Source organism: Lactococcus allomyrinae (assembly GCF_003627095.1).
Lineage (GTDB): Bacteria > Bacillota > Bacilli > Lactobacillales > Streptococcaceae > Lactococcus > Lactococcus allomyrinae.
The window spans coordinates 2532582-2551562 of sequence record NZ_CP032627.1 but is presented as its reverse complement, the minus strand read 5'-3'; the positions used below and the strand labels follow the sequence as shown (position 1 = coordinate 2551562).

The window sequence follows — 18981 nt, the reverse complement described above, 5'->3', positions numbered from 1 at the left end:
AGCCCTGCTTTTTCATTAAATAAAATTTATTTATCAATTATTTAACGTAAGTCCCTTTAAGGTTGTAATTCAAACCTGTACCGTGGAAGTTAAATCCTTTAAGGTTAGGGTTACGAAGTGATGGTGTAGTACGGAAATATACTGGGTTGATACTTGATTGTTCAAAGAGTGCTTGTTCAGCATCTTTGTAATCAGCATTACGTGCTGCATCATCCATTACATCTGGGAGTGTAGATGCTTTATTGAAGGCTGCTTCATATGCTGGGTTATTAACCTTACCGTCATTTTGTCCTGAATTTTGTGTAAAGAGATTCAAGAATGTAGATGGTTCCGCATAGTCACCACCCCAAAGTGTCATTACCATGTCAAAGTTTTGAGTTTGTGAATCTTTCAAACGTTGTTGGAATGGTACGATTTTTTCAGTGATTGTCAAACCTGGAAGGGCTTTAGCAAGAGAAGTTTGAAGATAGTCTGCTGTTGCTTTTGCTACTGGTTTATCTGCATCAGTTGTATAAGTAAGATTTACAGATTTAGCACCAATTTCTTTCAAACCTTTTTGCCACAATTCTTTTGCTTTTGATACATCGTAAGTATAAGGTTGAGCTGCATATTTAGAGAAATCTTCTCCTGTTTGAGTTGTAGCCATACCTGCTGGCACTAAGCCTGTCGCTGGTGCTGAACCTGGGTAAAACTGTTTAACAAGTTCATTACGATTAGTAGCAAGATTGATTGCTTCACGAATATTCACATTTTGCAATGCTTTAGCAGCAGTAGGATTTGATGTTCCCTTACCAGATTGGTTGTACTCAATATATGCTGTTGTAGCTTCTTTCAAAGGTACATAATCTTTACCACCATTAAAGCCTTTGTTAGCACTATAAAGTTCAGGTGATGCGATTGGTGCTTCATCAAGTTTACCTTGTTTGTAAAGTTGTACTGCTGTATTAGGATTCTTCACAACTTGAAAATCAATTTCACTAGATTTTACATTTTTCTTATCGTAGTAATTTGGATTTTTAACGAGTGAGAAGTTAGCATTTGTTCCTGTCCAACCCGCATTTTTCTTGAAGACAAATGGACCTGAGTAAACCATCTTATCAGAAGTTGTACCATATTGTTTGCCATATTTTTCTACTGCAGCTTTTTGTACTGGAGCATAAACAGGGGCTGCAAGCAAGAATTTAAAGTAAGGAACTGGTTGTGTCAATGTAACTGTCAACTCTGTATCCGAATTCGCTACTACACCGAGCTGATTCAGGTCTTTAATCTTACCTGAGTTAATTTCAGAAGCATTTTTAATGTGGCCTGCGTCTGAATAAAGGTAAGCGTATTGTGAACCTGTCGCAGGATTAACTGCACGTTGCCAAGAGTAAACAAAATCTTTTGCTGTTAAAGGTGTGCCATCAGACCATTTAAGTCCATCATGTAAAGTGATGGTGTAAACTTTACCATCATCAGAAACTTTAATGTCTTTTGCAAGAGCATTTTCAGCAACGCCTTCGTTATTTACTCGAGTCAGACCTTCTTGCGTATTACCGATGATTTCTCCAGAATAAGTATCTGTTGCCAAAGCAGAATCAAGCGTAGTAATATCTGTCGTCAACTCAAGTTGTGGATTTTTTGAAGTTGAAGATGAAGACGAACTTCCACCACAAGCTGCAAGAAGTGCAGCTGAACCAAGCGCAACTGTACCTAGAGTAACTTTTTTCCAAGTTTTCATGTGATTTCCCTCTTTCATAAATATTCTCTGATTTGCAATGTTTATTATTGTCAGAAAATTTATTATATTGGTATTATACTTAATTCAATCTGAAATGTAAAGTATAATGGATAACCATTTCTAAAAAAGCGGGAATTTTTATATTTTTGCCGAACGTTTTTTCTACAAAATTTTTCTTATCACTTTTGACACTTTGAGATGCTTCAATAATTTTTATAAAAAATATCTCCGAAGAGATATTTTTTTATTTGATATACACACCTTTAAGGTCGTAGTTGAGCCCTGTAGAATTAAATTGTAATCCTTTCATTGCTGTATTACGAAGCGCTGGAGTTGTACGGAAGTAGATTGGATTGATACTTGATTCATCATAAAGTGCTTTTTCTGCTGCTTTATAGTCTGCATTCCGTGCATCATCATTTGTTACATCTGGAAGAGTTGATGCTTTATCCCATGCTGCTTGATAAGTTGGATTGACAAATCCACCGTCATTGTATCCTGAGCCTTTGATAAAGAGTGACAAGAATGTAGATGGCTCTGCGTAATCACCACCCCAAAGTGAGTTGACCATGTCAAATTGGTGATTTTGTGAGTCTTTCAAACGTTGTTGGAATGGTACAATCTTTTCAGTGATTGTCAAACCTGGAAGATTTTTAGCCAATGATGTTTGGAGGAAGTCTGCTTGTTGTTTTGCTGTTGGAGAATCAGCATCTGTTTCGTATGAAAGGTTAACAGATGTTGCTCCGATTTCCTTCAATCCTTTTTCCCAAAGTGTTTTTGCTTTTGCAGGATCATAAGTATAAGGTTGAGCTGCGTATTCCGCAAAGTCTGTACCATCTGAAGTCTTAGCCATGCCTGCTGGTGTCAATCCTGTTGCTACTGTTGAACCTGCGGTAGTTTGAGCTACGATAGTCGCACGGTCTGTTGCCAGATTCAATGCTTCACGAATATTTTTATTTTGAAGAGCCTTGGCTGCAGTAGGGTTTGATGTTCCTTTTCCTGTTTGATTATATTCGATATAGTCTGTCGTTGCTTCTTTAAGTTTTACAAGTTTCGTGTTTTTCGTGTAACCTTTATTTGCATTGTAAAGGTCTGGAGTTCCTAGACCAACTTGGTCAAGTTTCCCTTGTTTATAGAGTTGTACAGCTGTATTTGGATTTTTAACGACTTGATAATCAACTTCGTCAGATTTCACATTTTTCTTATCCCAGTAATTAGGATTTTTAACTAGCTTAAATGAACCATTGGTTCCTGTCCATCCTTTTCCTTTGAAAACAAATGGCCCTGAATAAAGTGTTTTAGCTGATGAAGTTCCATAGTCTTTGCCATACTTTTCAACAAACTTTTGATTTAAAGGATAGTAAACAGATTGAGAAAGCAAGAAGTCAAAATATGGTGTTGGTGTCGTCAAAGTGACGGTAAACTCTGTATCTGAAACTTGCTTAATTCCAAGAGTACTTGGGTCGGCTTTACTTGCCATAATTTCAGATGCGCCTTTAATATTAGCCATGAGATAAGCATATTGTGAACCAGTCTTAGGATTTACTGCTCGTTGCCAAGCGTAGACGAAGTCTTTTGCTGTAAGCGAATCTCCATTTGACCATTTCAATCCATCTCTCAATTTAATCGTATAAGTCAAACCATCTGACGAAGCTTCTACACTTTTAGCCAACGCTGGAACTGCTTTGCCTTCAGCGTTAACACGTGTTGCGCCTTCTTCAGTGTTACCGATGAAAATATTTGAATATGTATCCGTCGCCATTGACGAGTCAAGTGTTGAGATATCTGTCGGGATGGCAAGTTGTGGTGCTCGACTTGATTTTGAAGCTGAACCTGAGCCTGAGCCACAAGCAGCAAGTAATGCTGCAGAGCCAAGTGCTACTGTACCTAAAGTAACTTTTTTCCAAGTTTTCATGTGATTTCCCTCTTTTGCATTTATTTTTGAATTTTCTAGTTTAATTACAATTATCTGAAAATTCGATATGCTTTATTTTATCAGGTTCGTTTAAGCTTGTCAAGAGAAATGATAGATTTTTCTGAATATTTTTTGTTTTATTTTGTAAAACATATTTTTCATAAAATTAAAACTCCTTTTTGTGGGATTCTTCTATATTCAATGATTTTATGAAAAAATAGCTCAATTGAGCTATTTTTTATTATTTCAAATATGCTGTTTTTAAATCATAGGCAAGCCCTGTTGAATGGAATTCTAAGCCTTTGATATTTGGATTCATAAGAGCTGGATTAGCTTGGAAATCTACAGGATTGATGTATGATCCTTGATAAAGCGCTATTTCTGCTGCTTTGTAATGTTCATCTACTTTTGTGGGATTTAATACATCTGGTGTCGTTGTTGCTTCGGTAAATGCTTTATCGTATGCTTTACTTGAGAATTTACCATCGTTATAGGCTTGTCCTGTGGTAAAGAGTTGGAGGAATGTAGAAGGCTCCGCATAATCTCCTCCCCAACCTGAAAGAATCATGTCAAATGTACCATTTTGTGCATCTTTTAAGCGTTGTTGGAATGGTACAAGTTTCAGATTAATGGTTAGTCCTGGAAGTGCTTTTTCATAGGAAGTTTGGAGATAGTTTGCTGTGGCGGCAGATGGTGCGAGGTCACCTGCTGCTTCAAAACTCAGCGTGACTTTTGTGAGTCCCGTTTCTTTTAGTCCCTTTTCCCATAAGGTCTTAGCTTTTGCAGCGTCATAGGTATAATCTTGTTTGGCATACGTTGCAAAATCTTCTCCTGATGCTGTTTTACTCATGCCAACTGGAGTAAAGCTTGTTGCTGGTGTTGAGTCTGGTAATGCTGTTTGAACAACTTCTTTACGGTTTGTCGCAAGATTGAGTGCTTCACGAATATCTTGATTGGCTAATGCTTTTTGAGCATCTGTACTTGAAGCATTTTTTCCTGATTGGTTATACTCGATATAATCTGTTCTGGCTTGTTTAAATACTGTAAAACCTTTGACGTTTTTGTTTGCATTAATCAGGTCTGTTGTTGGGAGCAAAGTGAAGTCAAGTTTCTTTTGCTTGTAGAGTTGCGCGCCAGTATTGGCATTGCTAATGACTTGGAAATCTATCTCGTCAGATTTCACAGCTGATTTGTCATAATAGTTTGGATTTTTATAGATAGAGAATTTTTTATTTGTCCCTGTCCAACCATTTTTTGAGGTAAACATGAATGGTCCGTCATAAACCATCTTCGCGGATGTCGTCCCGAATTGTTTACCGTATTTTTCGACAACTTTTTGGTCAAGGGGATAATAAACGGGTTCTGAAAGGAGGAATTTGAAATAAGGGGTTGGTTGTGCTAAAGTAACGGTAAATTGAGTATCACTATCTACTTTAATGCCCAATGTATTTACTGCAGCTTTGCTTGCCATTATATCATTGGCACCTTTTACTGCACCCATGAGGTAGGCGTACTCTGAGCCTGTTTTTGGGTCTACGGCACGTTGCCACGCATAGACAAAATCTTTGGCTGTGAGTTTATCTCCGTTTGACCATTTCAAGCCATCTCTTAAAGTAATCGTGTAGGTCAAACCGTCTTTTGAAACATCAATTGATTTTGCTAAGGCTAGCGCAGCATCACCCTTACTATTTACACGAGTTGCTCCTTCTTCAACATTTCCTGCAACATCGTAAGAGTACTGGTCAGTGAGCAAAGTAGTGTCCAAAGAAGCGACATCTGTCGGGATAGAAAATTGGATATTTTTTTGAGCACTGCTACTATTTCCACAAGCGGCAAGAACGCCAACTGATGCTAACGAAAGGACGGACAAGCCGATGAGCTTACTTTTTTTCATTTGTTTTCTCCTTAAGAGATGAGTTAGAGGTCAAACTGTTTGGAAATTGCTGTAAATCCAAGTTGCTAAGGCAGAGTGAGCAAACTCATTTCTTTAATAATGACATTCAACGAACGTTCTGATTTTTCTGAACATTCAATGTATTGATATTATACTTAACTGATTTTTAAATGTCAAGAATTAGTTAAATTTTCTGATAATTTAGTTTTAAAATAAAAACACTGAATATCAGTGTTTTATTTTTTATTTGTCAGAGCTTCAACAACTGTCGCTAATCTCATGCCATTGGAACCTTTAAAAAGTATCTGGTCTTGAGGAGTCAAGCTGGCTGACAGGGATTCTGTCAGTGCTGACAGGTCTGTAAAGTGACTGACAGGCTTGTCTGTTGTAGCTTTTGCTAGATTCTCCATCAATGGTCCGTAAAGATAGACTTTATCAATTGTCGTAAAATCTAGAGTTTTCAAAATATCTGCGTGAAGCTGTGCTGCCGTCTCTCCAAGCTCTAGCATATCCGCAAGTACTACGATTTTTCTCCCATTCTCATTTTTGGGGATGGCTTGGAAAGTTTCTAAAATCAGCTTCATCGCTGTAGGGTTTGCGTTGTAAACGTCACTTAAAATATCGGCTCCGTTCGCAGCTTTTTTCCACTCTGTGCGATTACGGGTAAGTTCAACTTTTCCTAGTGCTTCTTTGATTTGCTTTTCGGACAAGCCGTAATGACGTCCAACATATGCTGCCAACATCGCATTTGTGGCATTATATTTTCCAGGAACTGGGATTGTGATGGTTTCATCAAGAAAGTTAGTGTTAAAGCTCAGATACTCCTTGTGTTCTACAAGTTTTGTGATAAAAATATCTTCATTTGGTCCAAACCGTGTTATTTTTTGATTTTCAGGAATGTAGGTATTGATAATCGGGTCGGCAGGTGCAATGAGTTCCCCATGAAGACCCGCGGTAATCCCCATTTTTCCTTTAGCGATTGCCTCTCTGGAACCCATAAACTCCAAATGAGCTTCGCCAATCAGTGTAATCAGTGCAAGCTCTGGTTGGGCAAGTTTTGAGAGAAAATCAATATCTCCTGGGTGATCCATGCCCATTTCAAGAACAAGCTTTTCTGTCCGCTCAGGCATATGCAAAATCGTGTAAGGAAGGCCAATTTCATTATTATGGTTTCCTTGTGTTTTGTAAGTTATGTATTTTTCCGATAAGACAGCGGCAATCATATCTTTGGTTGTTGTCTTACCATTACTTCCTGTCACTGCAATAACAGGCACTTTTGTTTTTTTGAGATAGTACTGGGCTAAGGTTTGAAAGGCGACAAGATTGTCTTCTACAAGAAAATGTGGTTGATTGATTTCTTTTTCGGAAAACGTAATAATAGCCCCATTTTCAAAGGCTGTATCAATGAACTCGTGTCCATCTCTAGCTCCTTTGAGTGGAAGAAAAATATCACCTGACTTAATCAGACGGCTGTCAAATTCAATGTTACGGATTTCTGTGTCTGTCAGTTCTGACAGATTATTTTTTGCACGGACTACTGTTGCGATTTCTTGGATTGTGAGTTTCATAGTAGTTTCATTATAGCATTTTTACTGACAAAAAAGCCGGCAATAGTTGCTCATTTCAATGAGAGATTGGTCAGGACTTAAGACTAAAATTTGTAAATCGTGCTTCTAAATAATCTTGAAGTAACTCAAAACTCTCTTTGTCATTGTAGGTTTTTTGGTTGTCAAGCTCATCTTGATTAAAAGACATTTTTATGACAACTGGTGAATTCAAATTATTTTTTCGATAGTCTTTAGGGGAAATATCATAACACTTAGAGAATGCATTATTCAACGTCCTAATATCAGAAAAACCGCAGATATAGGAAATCGTGAGCAAGTTTTCATTTGTCGAGGCGAGAAGGGTGCGTGCTTTTTCACAACGTAAGTTATCCAAGTACTCTTTAAAAGTAATGCCAAAATTATTTTTAAAAAAGTGACTAAAGTAAGTCCGAGAAAATCCTTCACGTGTAGCTAAATCATCCAGAGAAATCTTGCTGGTGTAGTGTTCATGGATGTACGAAGAAATCCGTTGGATACGCTCTTGTAAGTCCATTAATTTATTTTGTTGAGCCGCACTCAAAATGTCATAATTGCAGATTTCCATCAGCCCATCCAGAACCAACGAGGTATAACCATGCACGCGCAGCGGAGAATGTGTCCCTTCTTCAAAATAGCTCAAAGCTGCTTGAAGAATAAAATAAAGGACTTCAGGATTATTCTCCAAGTCAAAAGGTTGGCTCTCAAAGTTGGTCCGATCCAACTGTGGAAAAACAATCTCAAGAATCGTTGTACTAAACTGCACGACCAAGACTTTCATGGCTTGCTCTGAGATGAACTCATGAATCTGGCAACTATTAAAAATAATACCTTGCCCTGCTTGGATGGTAAATTCTTGTTCTTGAGTTCTAATTTTTCCTTTTCCTTCAAGAACAAATGATACTTCCATATCAAAGTGCAAATGGGGTTTACGATAAGCAATATCCACTAACAAAAAATTCAGATTGTTTATCTTTGAATGATAAATATTCTCCAATTCACTTTGCACGCTTTAAATCCTCTATTCAATTAATTGATGAAGGAGTTCTGTCAAGAACTCCTTCACTAGTGTACACTAGTGCGATTTTCGTGAATTTTTTAATAAAAAAAAGTCTGTCAGGATACTGACAGACTTCTCAGCTATGCTGATAAGTCCTCTATTCGCTGATTCAATGCTCACGATAATCGCATTGAACTGACAGACTTCTCAGCTATGCTGATAAGTCCTCTATTCGCTGATTCAATGCTCACGATAATCGCATTGAACTGACAGACTTCTCAGCTATGCTGATAAGTCCTCCATTCGCTGATTCAATGCTCATGGTAATCGCATTGAACTGATAGACTTTTTATGATAGATTTTTAATTCTTACAAAAGGTGTTTTTCTCGAATTTCAAAGGCAGATTTTGCCAAATCAACCAATTTTTCAATCAAAGCTGAATAGCTCAAACCCATATTTTCCCAGAGTAGTGGATACATTGACCATTGCGTAAACCCTGGAATAGCGTTAATTTCGTTGAGATACAATCTTCCATCTGTTGTTACAAAAAAATCACAACGTGATAAGCCCGCGCCATTGACCGCTTTATACGCTTTAATTGCATAAGTTTGAATTTGTTCAGCAAGCTTTGGCGCAATGTGCGCTGGAATATCCATCTGAATTTTATTATCAATATATTTAGAATTATAGTCATAAAATGCGACATCTTTCACGACTTCACCTGGCAGTGTCGCTGAAATTTCGCCACCATTGCCAAGGACAGCACACTCAATTTCGCGAGCATCCACACCTTGTTCAATGACAACGCGATTATCATATTTATAAGCTTCTGTCAGCGCACGTGCTAGTTCTGTTAAATCTTCAACTTTACTGATTCCGACACTTGAGCCCATATTTGCTGGTTTTACAAAGACTGGAAATTGAAGCTTTTCGACAACTTCTTCAGCAATCTCAGCTTGATTTTCATCTGCAAATGCAGCGACATAAGGAACTTGAGGAACTCCGACAGATTCAAAGACGTGTTTTGCCAATAATTTATCCATTGTACTACTTGCTGACAAAATATTTGGTCCAACATAAGCTAATTTTAAAATCTCTAAAAAGCCCTGAATAGAGCCATCTTCTCCCATTGGTCCATGTAGCACAGGAAAAACGACAGCATCTGTTTCATAAATCGCTGACGGCGCAATCTTGTCATTCCACACAACACTGTCATTGGTCATCAATTTTTCGTCAGTAGCAGGTAGCGTTATGAATTCTTGCGTTTTGATGAAATCACCAGACTTTGTGATGAAGTATGTTTTGACATTAAAACGGTCATAATTTACCGCACGCATCACGCTTTCAGCCGACAAAACAGAAACCTCACGCTCTGCACTTCGACCACCATAAAGTAAAATTAAAGTTTCTTTTGACATCATCTCTCTTAACTCCTGTAATCATTTCTGTCAGTATACTGACAAACACATCTTTCGCTATTATGGCTTATGTGTCCAACCTCGCTTGACCTCTGGGCAACTAGAATGGCACCCCTTAACTTTCGTCTAATTGTCTATTATTCTGCCAAGCTGACAAAAAATGGCTAGCGATAAAAATTCATTGTCCTTGTTTATTTTATCACTGACCGTCTGTTTTTTCAGCAATAAAATGTGTATTTTATTTAAAAATCAGATTTCCATACGATTTTCGACAGCTTTGGAAAGCGTTACCTCATCGGCATACTCAATATCAGAGCCAACTGCTAAGCCACGCGCCAACCGTGTCACTTTTATCCCTGCTGGCTTAATCATTCTCGCTAAATACATGGCTGTTGCCTCACCATCAGAGGTTGCATTTGTCGCAATAATAACTTCTGAAACACTACTATCCATCAATCTTATAATGAGCGACTTTACATTAATCTCATCAGGACTAATTCCATTCATTGGCGAAATCGTCCCATGCAACACGTGGTATAGACCACGATATTCTCTAATTTTTTCCATTGCTAGTACATCTTTAGACTCTTCTACTACTAAGATAGTAGATTTATCACGAGTAGTGTCCGTACAAATCCCACAAGGGTCAGTTTCAGTCAAATTGCCACAAATTGAGCAAAAACGTAAATCACGCTTTGCAGATAGTAGATTTTTAGCAAATTCATTGACATCTTGGTCATCCATGCCAATGGTATGAAAAGCCAACCTTGTCGCCGTTTTCTGCCCAATTCCGGGTAATTTAGAAAACGACTCAATCAGCTTTGCTATAGGTTCTGGATAGTACATTTCCCCTCAATTCTTTATTTCATTTTCAACTCTCATCATTTTACTATATTTCCCCAAAAATGAAAAGAATACCAAAGGCATTTCTTCAAAAAAAAAAGAATAAATTTGACTTTATTCTTTTTGATATGCTGCATTAGAATAGTAAAGATTTGTGATTTGAGTGACAATATTTTGGTTCGCCTTTGTTCCATTACTTGCATTATTTTCTGTGTTATTTGGGATAACAACACCAATCGCAATCTGTGGGTCATCTGTAGGGGCGAAAGCTACCGCATTATTTGCAGTCAGATTTGTCCATGTTCCATTTGGAAGTTGGAATGACGTTTCTGACGTCCCTGTCTTAGCTGAGATAGAAACATTTGCCTGACTCATACCTGTACCTGTAGTCAAGCCTGGTGCACCATGAACAACCTCGTACATTCCTTGGTGCAAAACGTCCATATTATCTGGTGTAACATTCACTTTATCCATAATTTTAGGTGTAATATTTTTTACTAAGCCCCCTAAGCCACCACTAGTATCGCCTTCATAAACACCTTGAACAAGATGAGGAGCAAGACGCGTCCCATTATTTCCTAGGGTTGCTGCATAAACGGCGAGTTGTAGTGGAGTATAGTTGTCATACTGACCGAATGCTTCCATCAAAAGATTTGAACCTGTTGCTTCTGTTGAGTCTGAGGCAGGAATGTATCCCTGTGATTCTCCCGGAATATCAAGCCCTGTTGAGGTTCCCAAGCCGTAAGAAGCATAGGCTTTACGTAACTCATTATAAACTTTCACACGATCAGTATCATCCAGAGTTTGACCAGATTTGACATAAGGATCACCAAGCATTTTCATTGCAAGCTGAACCATATAAGTATTTGATGAATATTGCAATGCTTGCACAGCAGTGAGTGCCATTGGACTTTCAGTTCCGTTGCTTCCCCACCAGTCAAGAATAGGAGACGAACCTTGGAATTGAATAGCTTGTGCTGTTTGAGTCGCATTGCCCGAAATTACACCTGCGTTCCATGCCGCCGTCAATGTCCCCATCTTCACGACAGACCCTGGGGTAAAGACAGATTGGAAAGTTCCAAGTGTGTTCTCTGTAATCTTACCTGTACTTGGATCTCTTTGATAACCTGACAAGGCAAGCACTGCACCAGTTTTAACATTTAATACTACGGCGTAGGCTCCCTTATTGTACTCACCAAAACCTTGTTGTATCAATTGGTCAAGTTGGGTTTTGACGATATTGTTTACTTTGTTTTGGAAATCCAAATTAATCGTCAATTTCAAATCATCGCCACGTTTTCCTTGCTGAACTGTCTTTGTTCCTGACACATTACCATTTTTATCAATTTCGACTTTACTGATATTATGTGTCCCTTGCAAATCACTTTCATAAGCTTTTTCTAGAAAAGCGACACCCACTCGGTCATTTCGTTGATAACCCTTTTTCAAATATTTATCAAGGTCATCCGCTGGAATACCTTGTTTTTCACTAGTTACACCACCCATTAGAGGAGTGAGCGCATTTTGAGCATAAGTGCGTGTCCAGGAAGTTCCGATGCTAATCCCTGGTAAACTACTTTCGTGTTCGGCAATATTGGCTTGTTGCTCTGGGGTAATATCTCCTGCAGCAATCATTGTCGTATTAAAAGTCGTTGTACCATTCATCTCTTTGAATAATTTCGCTGCAAAAGTTTGTTGTGGGGTGAAATTAATATCACTATCTTTAACTTTGGTCAACTCAACATCGTAGATTTCCGCTCCAGATAAGTCATTCCCTTGCTTATCAGTTTTTTCTTTCTCAGTCAAGCTATTTGCGATTTTATCAAGATTTTTTGTATCTGCAAGAAAATAGTCTTTTTTATCACGAGTAGTCAGATTTCCTGCATCAATGGTACTTGGAAGAATCGTTGCCAAACGGTCAGCAACTTGTCGCATCTCCTCAGCCGTCGTATTTTGTCCACGAGTGAATTCGACAGCTTGAACAGGAGTAGTTGTCGCTAATGGTTTGCCCGTCGCATCATAAATATTTCCGCGCGGTGCCCCCTCAATAATCTGAACATTCGACCCCGAATTAACAATCTTATCCGCATAAAAATGTGAATTTAACACTTGCATATTAAAAAGTTTTGCAATCAAAATCATGAAAAGAATAAAAATCACAAAAAATAAAATATTCACCCGAGCAGGAATTGATTTTGCTGGATGTTTCATCGTTTTCTTTTCTTTATTTACACTTTCAGTCTTGTCGTTTTTTCTTCTATTCGTTGGCATTTGCACTCCGATACATTTGATGTGTTCCCAATCTCTACTTTCTTATCAGGTTTTTGCACCTTTTTGCGCAGAATAGTTCAAGTAAGAGCAAGGTAAGCTTTGGAACAACTCTATCACTTATCAATTTTTTTGAAATTATACTTACATATTTTACCACATTTATAAAAACTTTTCCTTACAATTTTTGACGATAGATAATCCATTGAAAAAAGTAATGATAAATCAGCACTGTGGTCATTTTATCATAAAAATCTCTTACCAAATACCACTGATATAATCCTAGTTTATACAAGTCTATCGTTTTTTTCAATTAAAATGCAAAGTCAATTGTCTGATTCAAACAACAAAAAAAGCTGTCAGTATACTGACAGCTTTTTCAGCTCTGCTGACAAAGCTTTTATCCACAGATTCAATGCTCACGTTAATTGCATTAAACTGACAGACTTTTGAGCTATGCTGATAGTTATCGATCACGTTGAACTGACAACTCCTTTTGACAGGCTTTATCCAAACGGTTAAGCTTGTTTTGGTGCCAAATAGTATTCAGATGTAACATTCAAATTATCATCAAATTCGAAAACAAGTGGTGGGAAGTTAGGGATTTCAACATCCATGATTTCATCATCTGAAAGTTTTTTGATTTGTTTAACGAGTGCACGGATTGAGTTACCATGCGCACCAACAAAGACATTTTTGCCTTCTTTCAAAGCTGGAGCGATTTGGTCTTCCCAGAATGGAAGGGCACGTTCCAAAGTAACTTTGAGGTTTTCAGCATCAGGAATCAATGAATCTTCAAGACCAGCATAACGACGGTCTCCGTGAGCTGTATATTTATCATCATGATCCATTGCTGGTGGCAAAACATCATATGAACGACGCCAGATGTGAACTTGTTCATCACCATGTTTTGCAGCAGCGTCAGCTTTGTTCAAACCTGTCAAACCACCGTAGTGACGTTCGTTCAAGCGCCATGATTTAACAACTGGTACCCAAAGTTGATCAGAATATTCAAGTGCAAGGTTAGTTGTTTTGATAGCACGTTTCAATACTGAAGTGTAAGCAATATCAAACTCGATACCTGCTTCTTTAATCAATTTACCTGCATCAATTGCTTGTTGTGTTCCGTTTTCAGAAAGGTCAACGTCAGCCCACCCTGTAAAAAGGTTAGCAAGATTCCATTCAGATTCACCATGACGTGCAAATACTAATTTTGGCATGATTTTTCTCCATTTATTTTATTTGAGTTTAAGCGAGTTTTTGTTCGCTTATTTACAAAGATAATTTTACTACAAATTCTGCTTTTTTTCTAGCCCTGATTTTCTGTAAGCCCTTTTATTTACTGACAAAACTGTTAGCTAGTCTAAAAGTCTTTTCTTAATTTAAGATTTTTTAGAAATACTCATGAAGTTCTATTGGTAAATCATCTGGGTCATAAAAAAAGAGCATTTTTTTGTCTGTAATATCATCTTGACGGATTTCCTCCACTTTGCCCCTTTACTTATCAAATAATTTCTATCTTCTTCAATATTTGTTGTTTTAATGGCTAGGTGGCGATAACCCGTTGCTTCTGGGTAAGTTAAGCGTTTAGGAGCATCAGATTTGATAAATAATTCAATTTCCGTTTCTTCATTCATCTTTAAATCAAGCTTGATATCTCCTTTTTCTGGACGATGATTTTCTCGAATGATTGAAAATCCTAAAATATCAACATAGAACTGACGAGATTTTTTATAATCTGCGGCAATGATAGCGATGTGATGAATTTTATTGAAAGCTGGTTGGTACATCTTGCGGCTCATCTTCTTCGTTCTCTTATTCTAAAATTTGAACTTCTTCACCCATACTTTTTAAAGTTTGGACATGGCCTTCACCCCATGAGCAAAGAATATCTAATAAACCATTTAAAGTTTCACCATAAGGGCTTAGAGAATATTCAACCTTCGGCGGAACTTGATGATAAACCTTACGAACGATAATATTATCAATTTCTAATTCTCTTAATTGCTGGGTCAGCATTTTTTGACTGATTCCTGGAATTTGACGTCTCAATTCTCCTGGACGACTTGGATTGTGCCTTAAATTACACAAAATAATTGGTTTCCATTTTCCGCCAATAACATCCATTGTCGCTTCGACACCAATATTATAAATTTTTTTCAAAATTAATTTCCTTTCTAATCCCTTATTTTATCCAATTATTACTTTTTAGTATGTATGACACAAAAAAGTAGGTACTGTTCAATAGGTTTTATTTATTATATACTAATTTTCTGCCAAAATAAAATATATGAGGAGCAAAAAATGAAACTTAATAATCAGATTGAAATTCCAGAACTTGGTTTGGGAGTTTTTCAAATTCCAAATGAAGAAACTGCTGATGTTGTAAAAAATGCAATTATCAATGGATACCGTTTAATTGATACAGCCAAAATTTATGAAAATGAAGAAGGCACTGGCCAAGGAATCAAAGAAGGTTTGGCTATGACAGGACTTTCTCGTGACGATCTTTTCATCACTTCAAAACTTTGGGGAGATGATCATTCTTATGCAGAAACAATTCAAAACTTTGAAGAAAGTTTGAAAAAATTAGATTTAGATTATCTTGATTTATATCTTATCCACTGGCCCGGCACACATTATGCTTACAAAGAAGCTTGGAAAGCAATGGAAGATTTATATAAAGCAGGCAAAATAAAAGCGATTGGCGTCAGTAATTTCCAAAAGTCTCATTTAGAAGAACTTCTTAGCTATGCTGAAATCACCCCTGTTTTAAATCAAATTGAACTCCATCCAAAATTATCACAAGAAGAACTTCGTAATTTCTTGGAACTTCATGATATCAAGGTTCAAGCTTGGTCACCTTTGATGCAAGGTCAATTATTAGACAATGAAGTGCTCAAAAAAATTGCTGATAAACACGGAAAATCTGTAGCTCAAATCATTCTTCGTTGGGATATTCAGCAAAATATTTTAGTAAATGTAAAATCTATTAAAAGTGAACGAATGATAGCTAATCGTCAAATTTTTGATTTTTCACTTGACCCTGAAGATATGAAAGCTATCAACTCACTCAACGAAGAACTTCGTGTCGGTCCAGATCCAGAACATTTTAATTTTTAAGAAAGAAGTATAATGAAAAAAATATCCCCCAGTCTCACTCTTCTAGCTTTAGCAATCAATGCTTTTGCTATTGGTTCAACCGAATTCATTAGCGTTGGATTAATGCCAATGATTGTCAACACCTTTAATATTAGTTTATCTCAAGCTGGTTTAACGGTTTCTCTCTATGCTTTAGGGGTAACGGTTGGTGCTCCCTTATTAACCATTCTTACAGGAACTTGGAATCGAAAAACTTTGATGGTTTCGATTATGGGTCTCTTCATTCTTGGTAATTTACTGTCAGCTTTCGCTCCAACTTTCCTTTTACTTTTAGTAGGACGGGTTCTTGCCTCACTTGCTCATGGTATTTTCATGTCAATTTCCACAGTCATTGCTGCTGATGTTGTCCGACCTGAAAAAAGGGCCTCAGCGATCGCTCTCATGTTCACAGGACTGACCGTTGCTACGGTCATTGGTGTTCCTTTAGGGACTTTCATTGGTCAGCACTCTAACTGGCATATGTCATTTATTTTCATTGTTGTTATTGGCTTAATTGGACTGATTGCTACTAGTATCCTTGTTCCAAAAGGGCTTCCAATCCCCGGAAAAATTAATTTAAGTGGGCTTGCTAGAATTTTTACTAATAAATCAATTTTGATGTCTCTCTTTATTACCGCTTTTGGTTATGGAGGAACTTTCGCGGCTTATACTTATCTTACGCCAATCCTTGAAGGAACTTTTAGATTTTCAGCAAGTACAGTCGTTATTATTCTGGTTGCTTATGGTGTGATGGTTGCCATTGGTAATTCACTAGGTGGACATCTAGCAAATAAAAATATCCTACCTGCCCTTCAAAAAATGTTTGCGGCTTTAGCATTGAGTTTACTTTTTCTTTTTATCAGTGCAAGTTTAGCTTCGCAACCTTTGGGATTAATTGCAACTTTACTTTTGGGCTTGTTTGCCTTTATGAATGTCCCTGGTCTACAACTATATGTTGTTCAACTAGCAGAGAAATTTACGCCAAAAGATATTACTTTAGTTTCAGCTTTTAACATTGCAGCTTTCAATGTCGGAATCACTTTAGGTTCATTTGTTGGAGGACAAATTTCTAAGGGCTCAAGTGTTGTCTTTACTCCACTTGGAGGAATCATTATCATGCTCCTTGCAATGTTTCTCATTCGTTTGGCTCAAAAAGCCCAAGCAAGTAAATTATAATAAGTTATAAAAATACTCTCTGATAATTATTCAGAGAGTATTTATTTTAGCTATTGTTTAAAATTCATAGTTTTCAAAGTAAACCTCAAGGCTACGTTTATAAGAAGTCGCTGCATTTGATAATAAATGTCCACGATGCTTGACCAAAATCAAACTATTTCCATTGTCTCCCTCCATAGGGACAACTGTTACATTATGGACGCTCTCTTTATCAATAAAACCAAGACCTGTTGCGTAGGCATCTGTCCGTTCTAAAATTCCATTTAAACTTGCACGGTCAGTGACGTTATAGATAAATGTATTCTCAAAAGTTTCAACTAAATCTTCTGAATAATAGAGAAATTGTTCATTTTCCTGAGTGAATCGTACTCTATCTAGTGGTTTTAAGTCATTTGCATTAATGGATGTTCGCCCCGCCAAAGGATGCCCCTTGCGAATATAAATATGTGTTTGAGATAAGAAAATTTCCTCGTACTCCAACTCTAATTTGTCCAACATCCGAACAATTCCTGAGCGATTGTGCTTGTTGAGATACACTACACCCAGCTCGCTGTGTCCTTGGGCGACTTCCTGCAAAATATTGTAAGTCGTGGATTCAAACACACGAAAGTTTTTGATTTCAGGATTTTTCTTTGCAAAATCCACTGCCACTGGTGCCAGAAAATCATAGTGCTGACTTGCCACAGAAAAAATCTTATCTGACTCTTTCGGCTTGGAATATTTTGACTCAAATGATTCAAAATTGCGCAAAACCGTCTGCGCTTGTTCGTAAAAGCGCTCACCCTCAATGGTCAGCGTCGCACCTGTATTTGTCCGGTCAAAAATCTGGAAGCCCAGTTCTTGCTCCAAATCCTTGACGGCAATTGACATTGACGGTTGGCTTACAAAAAGTTGTTCCGAAGCCTCTCGAAAAGTTCCAGTATTGGCGATAGCCACCACATATCTAAGTTGTTTAATGTTCATCTTAATAAGTCCTATAAATAATTATTACATATAAAAAAGCGTATAAAATGATTATACACTTTTCCAAACTTATTTTGTAGCCTTGATGATAGCATCCGTATAAAGTGGAAGCTCTTTTTTAGTCGCTGTTGGACCAGCAAAGAAATAAACTTTGTTATAATCCATTGTCACAACGTGACCTTCTTTAACCGCTTTAAGATTTTTCCAACTTGGATTATTTTCCAATGCTGTAAATTGTGCTTTATCTACCGCTGCGAAATCAACAAAGATATAATCTGCATCAAAGTCCTTCAAGCTTTCTGCATTGACCTCAGCATAGCCTATTCCCTTTGAAAGTTCTGCCATTTTGGCTGACTGCTTAAATCCTAAACCTGTCGTCAAGGTTTGCCCTCCACGTGCAAAGTTATCACCAAAAGCATAGATTTTATCCCCTTGAAGTTCAAGAAGGGAAATAGTATTTTTAGATGGCGTAACGCCTGCTTTTTCCAATTTTGATTTCTGTATATCCGCTGCTTTTTTGAAATTTTTGAGGAAAGTTTTTTCTTCATCTTTGCGGTTGAGCAATTTAGCAAAATAGTCCAAAGACTCATTCATACTTGAAAGTTTTTGATAATTCACAAGCACAGTGGGTGCAATCTTTTGATAATCCGCAACTTGGTCTTTATCCACAGTGATGATAAGGTCTGGTTTTTGCTCAATCAATTTTTCAAGATTGAACTTTGGAGCACCTAAATCAACCATATTTTTCTTTTGATTCTTTGTCAAATATGGATTTGGAAAAGCCCAAGAGTCTGTACCTACAACATTCCCTCCAAGAGATGCAACTTCATCTGGGTAATTTTGAACAGCAACACGTTTCGGATTTGCTGGGACTTTAATATCACCATTTAAGGCATGAAAAGTAACTGTCTTATCAGCCGATTTTGAGTTTTTAGCTGATGAATTGGTTGAGCAAGCAGCCAAAGTAAGCAAGGCTCCTGCAGCGACTATCGTTGTGAGTAATTTCTTCAAAATTACCTCCTAAATATAAGATGTGAGGGGTGCTCGCCCTGAAATTAT

Annotated in this window: 14 protein-coding genes and 1 pseudogene; 2 read left to right on the top strand and 13 right to left on the bottom strand. The window is 37.3% G+C overall.

All coding sequences use genetic code 11. The annotated features are described in order from the left end of the window. Nucleotides 1-37: 37 nt before the first annotated feature. From D7I46_RS12210 to D7I46_RS12160, 11 genes and pseudogenes are all read right to left on the bottom strand, one after another. The gene (locus tag D7I46_RS12210) at nucleotides 38-1720 is read right to left on the bottom strand and encodes a peptide ABC transporter substrate-binding protein (RefSeq protein ID WP_120773380.1); all 1683 of its coding nucleotides are present in this window, start codon (nucleotides 1718-1720) and stop codon (nucleotides 38-40) included. A 244-nt stretch (nucleotides 1721-1964) separates the two neighbouring features. Continuing rightward, nucleotides 1965-3635, bottom strand: a complete 1671-nt coding sequence (locus D7I46_RS12205; RefSeq protein WP_120773119.1) for a peptide ABC transporter substrate-binding protein — start codon at nucleotides 3633-3635, stop codon at nucleotides 1965-1967. Between the two features lie 241 nt (nucleotides 3636-3876). Next, on the bottom strand, nucleotides 3877-5529 hold the full coding sequence (locus tag D7I46_RS12200) for a peptide ABC transporter substrate-binding protein (RefSeq protein WP_120773118.1): 1653 nt from the start codon (nucleotides 5527-5529) through the stop codon (nucleotides 3877-3879). A 236-nt stretch (nucleotides 5530-5765) separates the two neighbouring features. Beyond that, complete coding sequence (locus D7I46_RS12195; RefSeq protein ID WP_120773117.1) at nucleotides 5766-7097, bottom strand: UDP-N-acetylmuramoyl-tripeptide--D-alanyl-D-alanine ligase; 1332 nt, start codon at nucleotides 7095-7097, stop codon at nucleotides 5766-5768. Nucleotides 7098-7167: 70 nt separating this feature from the next. Beyond that, nucleotides 7168-8121, bottom strand: a complete 954-nt coding sequence (locus D7I46_RS12190; RefSeq protein WP_120773116.1) for an AraC family transcriptional regulator — start codon at nucleotides 8119-8121, stop codon at nucleotides 7168-7170. Nucleotides 8122-8481: 360 nt separating this feature from the next. Continuing rightward, a complete protein-coding gene (locus D7I46_RS12185; RefSeq protein WP_120773379.1) occupies nucleotides 8482-9531 on the bottom strand; it encodes a D-alanine--D-alanine ligase in 1050 nt (349 codons plus the stop codon). A gap of 249 nt (nucleotides 9532-9780) precedes the next feature. After that, nucleotides 9781-10377 carry a recombination mediator RecR gene (recR, locus tag D7I46_RS12180; protein WP_120773115.1) on the bottom strand — a complete coding sequence of 199 codons (597 nt, stop codon included), beginning with the start codon at nucleotides 10375-10377 and terminating at the stop codon, nucleotides 9781-9783. Between the two features lie 111 nt (nucleotides 10378-10488). Continuing rightward, entirely contained in the window at nucleotides 10489-12645 is a 2157-nt protein-coding gene (locus D7I46_RS12175) for a penicillin-binding transpeptidase domain-containing protein (RefSeq protein WP_120773114.1), read from the bottom strand. Nucleotides 12646-13160: 515 nt separating this feature from the next. Then, nucleotides 13161-13862, bottom strand: coding sequence for a phosphoglycerate mutase (locus D7I46_RS12170; protein ID WP_120773113.1), 702 nt, complete (start codon nucleotides 13860-13862; stop codon nucleotides 13161-13163). Nucleotides 13863-14034: 172 nt separating this feature from the next. Further along, nucleotides 14035-14432 (bottom strand): annotated as a pseudogene (gene gloA2, locus D7I46_RS12165) (SMU1112c/YaeR family gloxylase I-like metalloprotein). A gap of 25 nt (nucleotides 14433-14457) precedes the next feature. Continuing rightward, nucleotides 14458-14805: a winged helix-turn-helix transcriptional regulator gene (locus D7I46_RS12160; RefSeq protein WP_120773112.1), complete on the bottom strand. Its 348-nt coding sequence runs from the start codon at nucleotides 14803-14805 to the stop codon at nucleotides 14458-14460. Between the two features lie 141 nt (nucleotides 14806-14946). On the opposite strand from D7I46_RS12160, the gene D7I46_RS12155 reads away from it, so the two are divergent. Both D7I46_RS12155 and D7I46_RS12150 read left to right on the top strand, forming a co-directional pair. Next, nucleotides 14947-15765, top strand: a complete 819-nt coding sequence (locus tag D7I46_RS12155) for an aldo/keto reductase (RefSeq protein ID WP_120773111.1) — start codon at nucleotides 14947-14949, stop codon at nucleotides 15763-15765. Nucleotides 15766-15777: 12 nt separating this feature from the next. Further along, nucleotides 15778-16959 (top strand): MFS transporter, encoded by a 1182-nt coding sequence (locus tag D7I46_RS12150; protein WP_120773110.1) that lies wholly within the window; start codon nucleotides 15778-15780, stop codon nucleotides 16957-16959. A gap of 57 nt (nucleotides 16960-17016) precedes the next feature. Here the strand turns inward: D7I46_RS12150 and D7I46_RS12145 are convergent, their stop codons facing one another. Then, nucleotides 17017-17922 (bottom strand): LysR family transcriptional regulator, encoded by a 906-nt coding sequence (locus D7I46_RS12145; RefSeq protein ID WP_120773109.1) that lies wholly within the window; start codon nucleotides 17920-17922, stop codon nucleotides 17017-17019. 69 nt (nucleotides 17923-17991) lie between these two features. Next, on the bottom strand, nucleotides 17992-18933 hold the full coding sequence (locus tag D7I46_RS12140; RefSeq protein WP_120773108.1) for an iron-hydroxamate ABC transporter substrate-binding protein: 942 nt from the start codon (nucleotides 18931-18933) through the stop codon (nucleotides 17992-17994). Nucleotides 18934-18981 lie beyond the last annotated feature (48 nt).

What these genes read in the sequence shown, in the direction of transcription:
- D7I46_RS12210 (WP_120773380.1), bottom strand. Translation starts at nt 1,720, where the DNA reads ATGAAAACTTGGAAAAAAGTTACTCTAGGTACAGTTGCGCTTGGTTCA.
- D7I46_RS12200 (WP_120773118.1), bottom strand. Translation starts at nt 5,529, where the DNA reads ATGAAAAAAAGTAAGCTCATCGGCTTGTCCGTCCTTTCGTTAGCATCA.
- D7I46_RS12195 (WP_120773117.1), bottom strand. Translation starts at nt 7,097, where the DNA reads ATGAAACTCACAATCCAAGAAATCGCAACAGTAGTCCGTGCAAAAAAT.
- D7I46_RS12175 (WP_120773114.1), bottom strand. Translation starts at nt 12,645, where the DNA reads ATGCCAACGAATAGAAGAAAAAACGACAAGACTGAAAGTGTAAATAAA.
- D7I46_RS12205 (WP_120773119.1), bottom strand. Translation starts at nt 3,635, where the DNA reads ATGAAAACTTGGAAAAAAGTTACTTTAGGTACAGTAGCACTTGGCTCT.
- recR (WP_120773115.1), bottom strand. Translation starts at nt 10,377, where the DNA reads ATGTACTATCCAGAACCTATAGCAAAGCTGATTGAGTCGTTTTCTAAA.
- D7I46_RS12170 (WP_120773113.1), bottom strand. Translation starts at nt 13,862, where the DNA reads ATGCCAAAATTAGTATTTGCACGTCATGGTGAATCTGAATGGAATCTT.
- D7I46_RS12145 (WP_120773109.1), bottom strand. Translation starts at nt 17,922, where the DNA reads ATGAACATTAAACAACTTAGATATGTGGTGGCTATCGCCAATACTGGA.
- D7I46_RS12155 (WP_120773111.1), top strand. Translation starts at nt 14,947, where the DNA reads ATGAAACTTAATAATCAGATTGAAATTCCAGAACTTGGTTTGGGAGTT.
- D7I46_RS12150 (WP_120773110.1), top strand. Translation starts at nt 15,778, where the DNA reads ATGAAAAAAATATCCCCCAGTCTCACTCTTCTAGCTTTAGCAATCAAT.
- D7I46_RS12185 (WP_120773379.1), bottom strand. Translation starts at nt 9,531, where the DNA reads ATGTCAAAAGAAACTTTAATTTTACTTTATGGTGGTCGAAGTGCAGAG.